At 17.9% G+C, this 13,443-nt stretch carries 9 protein-coding genes; 2 read left to right on the top strand and 7 right to left on the bottom strand.

Translation table 11 applies throughout. The annotated features are described in order from the left end of the window. Window positions 1-111: 111 nt before the first annotated feature. From pth to DH96_RS02160, 7 genes are all read right to left on the bottom strand, one after another. On the bottom strand, window positions 112-687 hold the full coding sequence (gene pth, locus DH96_RS00615; protein WP_066540431.1) for an aminoacyl-tRNA hydrolase: 576 nt from the start codon (window positions 685-687) through the stop codon (window positions 112-114). 86 nt (window positions 688-773) lie between these two features. After that, a complete protein-coding gene (locus DH96_RS00610) occupies window positions 774-3,584 on the bottom strand; it encodes a cation-translocating P-type ATPase (protein WP_066540453.1) in 2,811 nt (936 codons plus the stop codon). Between the two features lie 156 nt (window positions 3,585-3,740). Next, window positions 3,741-4,520, bottom strand: coding sequence for an alpha/beta hydrolase (locus DH96_RS00605; RefSeq protein WP_066540433.1), 780 nt, complete (start codon window positions 4,518-4,520; stop codon window positions 3,741-3,743). A 65-nt stretch (window positions 4,521-4,585) separates the two neighbouring features. Continuing rightward, the gene (locus tag DH96_RS00595; protein ID WP_320408832.1) at window positions 4,586-7,216 is read right to left on the bottom strand and encodes a valine--tRNA ligase; all 2,631 of its coding nucleotides are present in this window, start codon (window positions 7,214-7,216) and stop codon (window positions 4,586-4,588) included. Window positions 7,217-7,431: 215 nt separating this feature from the next. Continuing rightward, window positions 7,432-8,037, bottom strand: coding sequence for a ribosome biogenesis GTP-binding protein YihA/YsxC (gene yihA, locus DH96_RS00590; protein WP_066540438.1), 606 nt, complete (start codon window positions 8,035-8,037; stop codon window positions 7,432-7,434). A gap of 725 nt (window positions 8,038-8,762) precedes the next feature. Continuing rightward, window positions 8,763-8,924, bottom strand: coding sequence for a hypothetical protein (locus tag DH96_RS02165; RefSeq protein WP_160330311.1), 162 nt, complete (start codon window positions 8,922-8,924; stop codon window positions 8,763-8,765). A gap of 807 nt (window positions 8,925-9,731) precedes the next feature. Further along, window positions 9,732-10,382, bottom strand: coding sequence for a hypothetical protein (locus DH96_RS02160; RefSeq protein WP_066539971.1), 651 nt, complete (start codon window positions 10,380-10,382; stop codon window positions 9,732-9,734). An 833-nt stretch (window positions 10,383-11,215) separates the two neighbouring features. On the opposite strand from DH96_RS02160, the gene DH96_RS00565 reads away from it, so the two are divergent. Together DH96_RS00565 and DH96_RS00560 are read left to right on the top strand one after the other, a co-directional pair. Then, window positions 11,216-12,286: a hypothetical protein gene (locus tag DH96_RS00565; protein WP_111961281.1), complete on the top strand. Its 1,071-nt coding sequence runs from the start codon at window positions 11,216-11,218 to the stop codon at window positions 12,284-12,286. A 567-nt stretch (window positions 12,287-12,853) separates the two neighbouring features. Further along, on the top strand, window positions 12,854-13,144 hold the full coding sequence (locus DH96_RS00560; RefSeq protein ID WP_066539961.1) for a hypothetical protein: 291 nt from the start codon (window positions 12,854-12,856) through the stop codon (window positions 13,142-13,144). The last annotated feature ends 299 nt before the right edge of the window (window positions 13,145-13,443 follow it).

Here is a 13,443-nt window from a genome sequence, read left to right as displayed (position 1 = left end):
AAATTAAATTTACCCAAAATAAAGTTACAATTAATTATATCATACAAAAAAAATATTTTCAATATTATTACTAATTTTTGTTATAATTCTTATTATTTTGTTGAAAAAAAATTAAAATTTTTCTCTAGAAATATTGATTAATTTTTCAAATGATATTCCTCTTATAAAATTAATTAAAATATTTGAAAAAAAATCAAAATTGATCATAATTGTTTTTATTTTTTCATTATCCAAAGGTTGCAAAACATATTCTTCTATTTTGGTTTTAGAATTATAACCAACACCTATTTTTAATCTTATAAAATTATTTGTATTTAAATTTTCTATAATATTTTTTATTCCATTATGACCTCCATGACCACTTTTTTTTTTTAATTTAAATTTACCTAGAGACAAATAAATATCATCACTTAAGACAAATATATCTTGTATATTTATTTGATACAAAGAAATAATTTTTTTAATTTCTATACCAGATAAATTCATATATAACTGAGGTTTGAATAATAATATTTTTTGTTTATCCACTTCAAAAAAATATGAAAAAACATTTTTTTTTTTTTTTAATAAAAAAATATTATTTTTTTTTAATTTTTCTAAAAAATAATCTATCATCAAAAAACCTATGTTATGAGGTGTATATTTATATTTTTTTTCTGGATTACCTAATCCTACAATAAGTTTCAATTTATTATCTCTCTTTTTTTGAAATATTAAAATATTATAATTATTAACAAATTAACAAAAAAATTTTAAAAAATTTTTTTGTTAAATTATTTTTCATTTATTTTTTTATTATTATTACAAAATTTAAAAATAGTGTCAAAAAGTAACATTAAAAATATACATAAACTCAATGATAAATAATTAAAAAAACCTATTTTTACTGTACCAAAAAAATTATTTAAAAAAATAACATTTTGTGAAATTAAAATAAATAAAATCAATTCACTAAAAACACCAATATATAAAAGTTTATTTTTTTTATTCCAAGTTTGCCAAAAATAAAGTTTTTCAGAACGGCAAGCAAAAACATTACCTATTTGAGAAAAAATAACAGCGCCAAAAGCCATAGTAGAAGCGAATAAAAAATGTTCATTTAGGGATATTTCTTTTAAAGATATTTTTTGATTAAAAAAACATAATCCACCATGTAATAAAAAAAATATCAAAGCTAAAATTCCTTCTATTAATCCTAAAAAACCATAACTTCTTTTTAATAATTTAGTATCTAGTAAATTATCTTTTTCTTTAATAGGTGTTTGTTCTAATAAGTTAGATTCAGGCTCTTCTCCTCCTAAAGCTATAGCAGGTAATAAATCTGTAATCAAATCTATAGCTAATATTTGCATAACATTTAAATAAAGAGGTATACGAAAAAAAGCCATCAAAATAATAGGAAAAAATTGAGGCACATTAGAACTTAAAACATAAAACATAAATTTTTTAATATTAGAATAAATACCTCTAGCTTCTAAAACTGCTTTAGGAATAGTAGAAAAATTATCATCTAATAAAATCATATCAGAAGAATTTCTTGCTACATCTTTACCAGTTTTTCCCATAGAAATTCCAATATGAGAAGCTTTCATAGCTAAAATATCATTAACACCATCACCAATAACCCCTACTATTTCTTGATTCGATCTATAAGCTTCTACAATTCTTAACTTATGTTTAGGGGTAGTTCTAGAAAAAAATATAGGTAATTTAGTTTTTAGAATATTTTGTAATTTGTGCTGATTCATTTCTTCTAATTCTGTTCCATCTATATTTAAAAATTTATCTTTAATAATTCCTACTTTTTTTCCTATAGAAATAGCTGTAGGACCATAATCACCAGTAATAACAGTAATTTTTAATCCAGCTTTTAATAAAAGTTTAACTGAATTACGTACTTCTATTTTTGGAGGATCATAATGAACAAAAAAAGCTAAAAAAACCATATTATTTTTATCATTATGTTTTTTTTGTTCTATTTTTTTATAAGTAATAGCTAAAATACGATAACCTTGATGAGATAATTCTTCATTTTTTTCAATAAAAAATTTTTTTTCTTCTTGAGTGAAAGGTATAACTTTTTCATTTTTATATTGAAAATAACAATCTTTCAAAATAACACTAGGAGCACCTTTTATAAATAAATATTGATCATTAATATCATAATATTTTTCTTGAAATATATTCTTAGCATATACGTCCATTTTTTTAGTTTCAGAAGAAAAAGGAATTATTTTTTCTATACTAAAATTATTTCTCACTTTTTGTATATTTAAACCATATTTAACAGCAGCGATAAGTATTGATCCTTCAGTAGGATTCCCTATTATCTTATGAGAGTCTTTGAAATTCGGATCATCTACTAAATTAGCTTCTGAACAAATTATCGAAGCAATAAATATTTTATTTAAAATTTTATTATGATTTTTTTTATTAAAATTTTTAAATATTCCTTTTTTTTGAAAACCATTTCCACTAATATCAACAAAACCACCAGGAAATAATATTTTTCGACAAGTTAATTGATTTTCTGTTAAAGTTCCTGTTTTATCGGTGCAAATTACCGTAACAGAATTTAAAGTTTCTACTGAAAACAACTTTTTAATTAAAGCTTTTTGTTTTGCCATTCTTTGAGAACCAATAGCTAAACTTAAATTAATAGTGGGTAATAAACCTTCAGGAATATTTGCTACTAACATTCCTAAAGAAACAATAATAGACGGTTTTAAAACATCTTTTAAAACGGAAAAAGAATTATTTTTATATGATCCATAATAATAACGCCAAAAACAAACAATAAAAACAATTAAAGATAAACATAAAGCGATAATACTAATATTTTTAGTAAAATTATGAATTTTTTTTTCTAAAGTATTTACTCCTTTATTAATATTATGTGCTAAAAAAGAAACTTCTCCTATTTGAGTATTTTCACCTATAGAATAAATAACTGCTTTAGCACTTCCTTGAGAAACTGTAGTTCCTGCATAAACTAAATTAGGAATTTCGGAAATAATTTGCTTTTTTTCAATATTAGGTTTAGAGTTTCTATTTAAAGGAACACTTTCTCCAGATAACATAGAATTATCTATAAAAAAATTATTATCTTCGATAATCCTTGCATCTGCTGGTACAGTTATTCCTATATCTAAAAAAATAACATCACCAATAGTTAAATCTGTCGTATTAATGATTTCTATTTTATTGTCTCTATAAACTTGAATTTTTTTCGGAATCATATTATTCAAAAAAGATAAAATTTTATCTGCTTTTCTTTCTTGTAAAAAAGAAAATATACCATTAACGATCACAACTGAAATTATTGCTATTCCAACAGGATACTCTTTAATTAACAAAGCTAAAAAACCAGATAACCATAATAAAATAGCAAAAATAGAAGTAAATTGTTTAATAAATTTCTTAATGACACTAGAATTATTATTTTGTTTAATTAAATTAAAACCATATAATTGTTGTCTTTTTTTTACTTCATCTGAAGATAAACCTTTTAAATGAGATTTTAAATATTTTAAAACTTCTTTTGTGGATAAATGACTAATTTTTAAAATTTCTTTTTTATTCATATTTTTTTCTAATTTTGCCTCTTTTTTTAAAAAAAATAAATATAAAAATTCAATTATAAATTTTGAAAAATTAAATATCAAAATAAAAAAATAAAAAATAAAATTTGAAAAATTTGATTCAATAATAAAATTAACTTATTAATATTAAATAAAGGTTTAAATTTTTTTTTCTAACCATAAAAATATATCTTGAAAAATTTTATCTTTTTCAATATCATGAAATAAATTATGATAGCTTTTTTCATAAAAATATAAAGATTTATCTTTGGACATAATTTTATCAAAAAAAACGTTAATATTTTCTGAAAAAACTATTTCATCTTTCAAACTATATAAAAACAAAACAGTTGTTAAATAAAAATTAATTTTTTTTTCTAAATATATTAAACTCAAAAAAAGCAAATTCCTTAATAAACGTGGAGTAACAAAATCTAATCGATAAGGATAAAAACCTTTTTTTATCGGAATATAAGTAATTTTAGAAGAATTAAAATTCAACTTTTTTTTAAAAAAATTAAAAAAATAAAAAGGATATTTTAAAAATTTATTTTTTTTATAAAATAAAACAGGAGTAGAACTGATAATAGCCCCGTCTACATTACCATATTTTACCAAATAATTATTAACAATGATACCACCCATACTATGACCAATTAAAAAAATTTTTAAATTATTTTTCTTTTTTACAAAATCAACGAGATATTTTAAATCATCTAAAAAAACATGAAAATTTTTAATATCTCCTTTTTTACCACTACTTTTTCCATGGCCTCTTACATCATATAATAAAATATTATAACTTAAAGAATTAAAAAAATTAGCCAAATGAACATAATCTTGAGTATTTTCGCCTAAACCATGTGTAAAAATTATATTAGCTTTTGGATTCATAACACTTTTAAAATTAACATAAAAAATATTTTTATTGAAAAACATATCAAAAAATTCTCTTTTCCTAATTTAGAAAAAATAAGTTTAATTTATCAAATAAAAATTATTTTTTATTTTTTTGATAATTCAAAAATATTATTTTCCATTATTAACTTTTCATATTTATTTAAATATTCTTTATATTTTTTTTTTTCTTCGTAAATTTTATTTTTTTTAGCTTTTTTTAAAAATAATGGATTATTTAAAATATTTTTACTTCTTTCAATTTCTTTCAAAAGAAATTCTTTTTGTTGTATAAAATCTTGCTTTTTTTTATTATCGTTAATTTTAGAAAAAAATTCTTTTTCAATAAAAACAAATATGTTTTTTTCAACAAATAAAAAATAATACTCATCATTCTTTATTTTTTTTTCTAATTTAATTTCAGAAACTCCTAAAAAACTTTTCAATATATCTTTTAAAGGCTCTAATTCTTTTAAATTATTTTTAGAAGTTTTTATATATATTTTAAATAAGGTATTTTTAGAAATACTATAAAATTGTCTAAAAAAACGAAATTTTACAATAATTTGTTTTAAAATTTGAAAATTATTAGTAGATTGGGTATCAATAAAAGAAATATTAGGCCATTTACTAATCAAAATAGATTTATTATCGAAAAAATCATTATAAATTTTATCTGTTAAAAAAGGTATAAAAGGGTGTAATAATTGCAAAATATTTTTAAAAATATACATCAAAAATTTTTGTGAATTTAAATAAAAATTAGATTTTTTTTCTATTAATTTAAAAAATTCTAAAAACCAATTAGATAAATCTTCCCAAATAAAATTATTTAAAATATTACCTATAATACTAAATTCAAATTTTTCAAAAAATAAATTTACTTTTTTGATTAATTTAGATAATTGAGTTAATAAAAATTTTTCATGTAATAATAAAAAATCTTTTTTAAAATTTGTATCAAATGAAGTAACATTTTTTTTAATAAAACAACTAATGTTGAATAACTTATTTATAAAATTCCAGCTAGAAATTATTTTTTTTTCATTATAAAACAAATCAGATCCTAAAGAGGAATTACTAACTAAAAACCATCTTAAAGAATCTGTGCCATATTTATTCATAATTTCTATAGGATTAATACCATTACCTTTAGATTTAGACATTTTTTGGCCTTTAGAATCTTTAACTAAACCATGCAATAAAACATTTTTAAAAGGTATTTTTTTAGTTAAACAAATACTCTGTAAAACCATTCTTGAAACCCAAAAAGTTAAAATATCATAACCAGTGACTAAAAGATCTGTGGGAAAATGTTTTTTAAAAAAAATAGAATTATTATTTTTATCAGACCAATTTAAAGTACTTAAAGGCCATAAAGAAGAAGAAAACCAAGTATCTAAAACATCTGGATCTTTCTTAAAATCAGGTCCAGGGCTTTCTTTTTGAACTTTTTTAATTTTTCCATTTTTATACCAAACAGGGATAGGATGCCCCCACCATAACTGACGAGATATACACCAATCTTCCAAATTAGTTAACCAATTTTCAAAAACCTTTTTAAAATGTTTGGGAAAAAAATTAATTTTATTTTTTTTTAAAACCAAAAGCGCAGTTTCTTTAGTTTTTAAAAACCATTGTAAAGATAAAATCGGTTCTACTCTTGATCCTGAAATAATAGAAAAACCTACTAAATGATCATAATTTTCCATTTTAACTAAAAAACCAGATTCTTTTAATTTATGAACTATCTTTTGACGACATTCTAAAAAATTGATATTACCATATTCTGAAGATACTACACTTTCATCCATTTTACCATCTGGTTTAATACAAGAAATAATATTCAAAAAATATTTTTTACCTAATTTAAAATCATTTTCATCATGAGCAGGAGTTACTTTTAATATTCCAGTACCAAATTGAATATCAACAAAATTATCACTTATAATTTTAATTATTTGTCCGGAAATAGGAACTATAACTTTTTTCCCCACTATCCCTTGATATCTGGAATCTTTAGGATTTACCATTAAAGCTTGATCCACAAATATTGTTTCAGGCCTTGTTGTCGCTACTTCAACAAAATTATTCGTTATATTATTATTATTATCAACTAAAAAATATTTTAAGTAAAAAAGTTTATCTGAAATCTTCTGATATTTAACTTCAATATTGGACAAAGTAGTTTTCATTTGAATATCCCAATTAATAATCTTATAATCTTGATAAATCATTTTTTTTTTATATAATTTTATAAAAACTTTTTCTACTATATCACTTAATGATTTATCTAGAGTAAATTTTTCATATTCATAATTTAAAGATAATCCTAACATTTTCCATTGATTACGAATTTTTTTTGAGTATTCTTCTTTCCAAGTAAAAACATATTTTAAAAAAAGATCTCTTGTAATTTCTTTTTCCTTAAAACCTTTTTCTTTTAATTGCTCTTTAATTTTTTTTTGAGTAGCTATTCCTGCATGATCCATGCCAGGCAAAAATAAAACATCAAAGTTCATCATTCTTTTTCTTCTTATAATAATATCTTGTAAAACATTATTCCAAGCATGTCCTAAATGAAGTTTACCGGTAATATTAGGAGGCGGCAAAAGTACTGTAAAAGTTTTTGTTGGTGGATCACAATTTATCTCTTTTTGAAAATATTTTTTATCTAACCATTTTTTATGTCTACTTATTTCTATTAATCGAAAATCATATTTTGTTTTAATTATCATATTTTTATTTAATTTAATCCTAAATTTATAAATTTATTTTCTTAATAACTAATAAAACTAAAAAAAATTAAAAATATATAAAAAAAGTAAAAGTTTTCTTTATTATATGATAATCATCATTATTTTTTAATTATTTTTCCAATCATCTATATATTATATATTACATATTTTATCATTTGTATATAAAAAAAAATAAAAAAATATTAAAACAAAATTTAATATATTAATTCATATTTTAATTTCAAATTTATTATCTCAAAAATATTTCGTAAACCTTCTTTATTTTGACAAGATAATAAAAAATATTTTGGTATAAAAGATAAATTAGAAAATAAAAATTTTTGATTAATATTTTTTATTTGTAATAAAATTTTATTTCTCGAAATTTTATCTTTTTTATTAAAAATAATAGTAATTGGTAAATTACTTTTAATTAGTTCTAAATAAATTTGTAAATCTAATTTAGTTGGACCAACTTTAAAATCCATTAATTGAAAAATCATTTGGACAAAAGAATTATTTTTTAAAAAATAATTAATAATGTAAAAAATATTATTTTTATTTTTTTGACTTTGTTTAGAAAATCCATAACCTGGTAAATCTACTAAATAAAAAGAATCATTTAATAAAAAATAATTTAAATTTATAGTTTTACCAGGTTTTTTTGAAACAAAAGAAATTTTGTTTCTATTAGTTAAAATATTAACAAAAGTACTTTTTCCTACATTACTACGACCAATTAGAAAAAATTCTGGCAAACGAGGTAAAGGAATAAATTTATAATTATTAATACTTTTTATAAATAAAGATTTCTTTATCATTTGTCACCTTCTGAATAAAATATTTATTATCTAGGAAAATTAAATTTTATCCACAAATTAAATAAAATTTTATAAAAAATAAATACTTTAAATCATTAAAAATATTGTGCAAAAATTTATTAAAAACTTAATCATTTTTTATTTATTATTTTTCTAAAATAAAAAATAATGTTATAATGACTTTTTTTAAACTTTTTAATTTTAATAATAAAAATAAATTTTTAGTAAAATAAAAAAATTCAAAAACAGATTATCAAAATTTTTCCAACATCTATCATAGCATAAAAATTTATAATATTGATATACGAGTAAATTAAATTTAAAATATTGATTTTTGATAATTTATTATGATAAATTTGCTAAATTTTTTTATAATAACCAAAAAAATATTAAATTACTATTATTCTAACATATCTCATAAATAAGTTATATTAAACTTATATTTCATAATATATCAGTAGGTTCTTTATTGAGTTTGAAAAAGATGTTTTAACAAGATTATTTCATAACTATTTTGATCTTTTATTTCTTTTTGTTGTTCTTTTTCCAACTCTTAAAGAGTAAAAGAAGTATTATCCATTTAAATATTTTTTTAAACTTACTTTTTTTGGTTACAGAACCGAAACTTTTACTTCTTTTTTGATTTAGTTGATACTTTTAACTCTTATTATTTTAAGGTAAAAGATTAAGAAAACCAACTTTTAATTTATTCCATGTCTTTTCGTTTAATTAGCTATATAACTTAAATCTTTATCTACTTTTTTACTAATAGTTGATCTTATTCCAGACCATTTTTCAGTTTGTATTTTAAATTTTTCTTTTTGTTGTTTTTTTATTAATAAATTTTTATAAAAAAAAATTAGTTTTTGCTGGCAAATATTATTCAAAAGTTCAAAAAACAGATTATGTAAAAAAAATATTTAATTATTCAGAAAAAGAAATTGAGATTTTAAAATCTCAAATAGATGATTTAACTCGACAACAAAATTCAATTTCAAAAGAAATTACTAAATTAGAAAAAGATTTATTATTTTATTTAAAAATTAAAAATAAGAATTATTCTAACATTGAAGAAAGAAATTCCAGTTTTTTAAAATTTCAAATATCTTTTCTGAGAGAAAAAAATCTTTTCTTCAAAAAAATTTCAATAAAATCACTTTAGAAAAAATAGATTTAGAAATTAAATTAAGAAAAAAAATAACAGATCTTCTTAAATAATAAATTGTAAATAATTTTATATTTTAAAATATTCGAACTTGAAAAAATTTTACAACCTAATTTGAAAATGTTTCGTTATACAAAAACTTTTAATATTTTATACAAAAAATCAACATAGTTAAATAAAAGAGGTTGAATAGTAGTTTTTTTTGATCATTAGAAAAAGGTTTGATTCAAATAATAATTTTAGATTAAAAAATTATTTAAGAAAAAAAGATGTTGTTTTAATTCTTTTGAATTATTAATTACTAATAATAAGTATTTTATATTTAAATTGATTCTCTTTTTTTAAATATTTAATACTTTTATTTAATAAAATTTTTCTTTTAAAAAAGTCAACAATGCTAATTTAAAAAAGTCAACAATGCTAGTTGACTTTTATTTTTTTTGAGTGTATTGTTAGGTTGATTTCAGTTAATCTTTAATTTAATTAAAGCTTTTTTTTGAATCAAATTATATAATAAAAAAATATTTAATTAATAAAATAATTTTAAGTCTTCTAAATCTTCATCAGTAATATTTTTATCATAATTATTTATATCTTTTTCTAATTCTGATATTTCTTCATATAAAGAAAATAAAATGTATAATTTAGAATTTGCTTTTAATTGAATTTTTTCTATTAATTTTATTATTTTTTTTAATTTATATTCTAAATTTCTAGAATATACAAATAAATTTTTATTATTAGAAATATTAAGAAAATATCTCGGTTCAAAAAGATCTTTCAATTTTGATATTAAAAGTAATTTTTGTTTTAAAAACATTAATTTTTGTTGAATTATATTTTGTATAATTTCTTTTTCTTTTTCATATCTTTCTTCTTGTTCATGTTTCATAATTTCTTCTTGTTCATCTTTCATTGTGTCTTCTTTATAATTAGATAAAGAAATTTTTTTGTTTCGTAGTCTAAATAAACGACTTTCTTCTTCTAAAAATAAAATCGGATCTGTATTCTTTAGTATTGGAATTAAATTACATATTGATAATTTTTTTTTATTATTTTTATTTTTTATTCCCATAACAACATTTGGTTTCAATAAAAACAAAATAAAAACAAATCCAAGTATAAAGCATTTTAAAACATTATGATTTAAAAAAGAGTTTATTTTAACATTGAATTTCATTTATTCAAACAAATCCTTCCTTTTTTATTGAATTTATATTTTTTTTATTGAATTTATATTCAATAAAAATATTAAATTTACACTATTAAAACACTATTAAAACTATTAAAACAATTTATAAACTAATATCTTATTATAATATTATAATAATGTTAACTTTTATAATAATCAAAAATATTAAAAAATCAATAAATAATTCCAATCTAATAACTTTTAAAAATAAAATATCTTTTTTATATTGTATTCACACTTATAATATCTTTTTATTAACCGGTTTTGTTTGGAATTTAATAGCTTCTCCTGATAATGAATTAGCAGAAATAAAAAATGATTTTTTTACAATAAATTTATCTCAACGCTTATATGTCCCTTTATTTTATGTTATTTTTTATTTTCTTCTTTTTATGTTCCTTTTAATTTTGATTCTTGTTTTACTTTACGTAGGGTTTATGATGCTGTGATTCATCCTTTATTTTATCTTTTCTTACGGTCCAACTTTTTTGGGTCACGCTTTAACAAACAATTAAAATTTTAACAATAAATGTTAAATATTAGAAATAACATTTATCATTTTAATTTTAAAAAAAATGTAATTTGTTTAAATAAATATATACTAAGAATAAATAATAAATTTACTAAAATATATATTTTGATATTTAATAACTAATTATAAATTAATTAATATAAATTGACTTTATGACGAAAATAATTAAGATAGTAATAATAAAATTGCAAAATTAATTATAAAAATTTATTCTATTATTAGAAAAATTAATTAAAAATTATTAAATTAGCGAAATTATTAGAAAGAAAAGAAAGAAAAAGGAAAAATAATGGAATTTTATATAAAAATAAAAACAATATTCAAATATTTTAAATATTTACTTTTATTAATTTTTTTATTCATTCTAAATAAACATGTTATATTTGCTGTAGAACAAGTTGATGTAGAAAACAAATATAAAATAAAAAATAAGATGGAAAATTCATCAGAGAGATCTTCTTTTTTATTAAAAGAAGATTTATTAAAAGAAGATTTATTAAAAGAAGATTTATTAAAAGAAGATTTATTAAAAGAAGAAAAATTTAATGAATTAAAACAATATTATGAATTGTTAAAAATTTTATATATAACATTTTCAACTATAGATTCGGAAAAATTATTTAAAAAACAAGCAGTAGACAAATATGAAGAAAATACAAAAAGAATAATAACTAATATAAATGAACAAAAAAAAGAAATAAAAGATAAAATAGAAAAACATATAGAAAAATATGATGAAATAATAAGACAAATAGATAAAGAAATAGAAATATTAAAAATAGATCAAAAAACAAAAAAAATAAAACAAACAATAGAAAAAATAAAAAAAACAATAGAAAATAAATTAGAAGAAAGACAAAAAATTAATAATGAAATAATGGTATTAAATAATCAAAAATTAAAAATAACAAATCAACAAAATTGTATTAACCGACACCAACACATTATAAAAAAATATGAAAAGAGATTAAAAAAACAATTACAATATAGCGAACAAATAAGATCTATAATAATTAAAGAAAAAATAGAAATAGAAAAAGAAATAAATAATTTAAAAATTATAAAAAATAAAAAAAATCAAAGTCTCTTAAAAGATGAAACCAAAATAACAGAATTATTTCAAAATATTAATATCTATGACTTGTTAACGAATTTATATAATGATTTTTTTCAAGAAAATTTTATTATTAATAATCATAAAGAAATAATTAAAAGAGAAACAAAATTATTATCCGCAATAAGGAATCAAATTGAAAAAAAATCGAATAGTAATTTGATAAAAAATATTTTAAAAAAACAAAAAAATCAAATAGAAAAACCACTACAAAATCGTTTAAATGAATTAAAAGATAAAATATAATCATAAATATAAATTAAAAAACAACAATATAATGTTTTTTTAAAAAGCTTTTTTTAAAAAAAGCTTTTTAAAAATTAATTCGTTAATTAGTTATTTTTTATTATAATCAATATACATTAATAAATATAAAATGATGATAGCAAATTTAATTACTATAAAATATAAAATTAATTATTTTACAATAATATTAAAATAATAATTATATTAAGAAATAAATAAAAGTATATTTTGTCTAGCTCTCAAAAAATGCCTTATTTATGTATCATATCAAACATTAAGAAAAAAAAATGATTTTAAAAAATAAATTTTTTTAAATTTTATTATTTTTAATATTGTTGTTAATTATTATTATTTTAATCTATAAAAAAAATGAAAAAAACAGTGATAATCTTTCAACCAAAAATAAAAAATTTTAATTTTAAATGATTATATGAATTAAATAATAATTTTGGATACAATAACTTAAATGAAAATACTAAAAGTATAAAATATTTTGAAAATACTGATAATTTACTATTTACTTATGAAAATAAATATGATTTTGAGGAAAAATTAATAAAAATTCAAATGTATGACGAAAAAAATGAGAAAAATTTTAAATATCAATATAAATATAATGATCAAAAAAAAATAATATTAATTCAACAATTTTTTAGTAATGATAAAAAAAGTATTCATTATAAAAATAGTTATAATAAAAATAAATTAATATTTTCTAAAAGTTATTTTGAAGATAATACAAAAAAATTAAAATTTTTAAATTATTATGATTTAGAAGAAAAACTTTTATATAAGGAAGTTTATGATCAAAATGGTTATCAAATTTCTAAATATGAAAATCAATATAATAAAAAATAAATTAATTTTAACTAAAGTTTATGATTCAAATAATAATATTTTTTTACAATTTGAAAATGAATACGATAACAAAAAAAGATTAAAAAAAAACTAAATTATATGATTTACAAAATCAAAAAAAAAAAAAAAATAATTAAAATAATAATAAATTAATTTAAAGATTAAAAAGTTAATAAAAAATAATATTTCCTTCTTTATTAAAATAAAATAAATCTTTTTGTAATTTCAAAATAGTTAAATATTAATTAATAATATACTATGTTACAAAAAATTTTTAAGAAATATAAGATTATTTTTTA

The organism is Candidatus Phytoplasma oryzae (genome assembly GCF_003263355.1).
Taxonomy (GTDB): domain Bacteria; phylum Bacillota_I; class Bacilli_A; order Acholeplasmatales; family Acholeplasmataceae; genus Phytoplasma; species Phytoplasma oryzae_B.
Note: the sequence above shows the minus strand (reverse complement) of the source record. Positions and strands in the feature narration are given on the sequence as shown.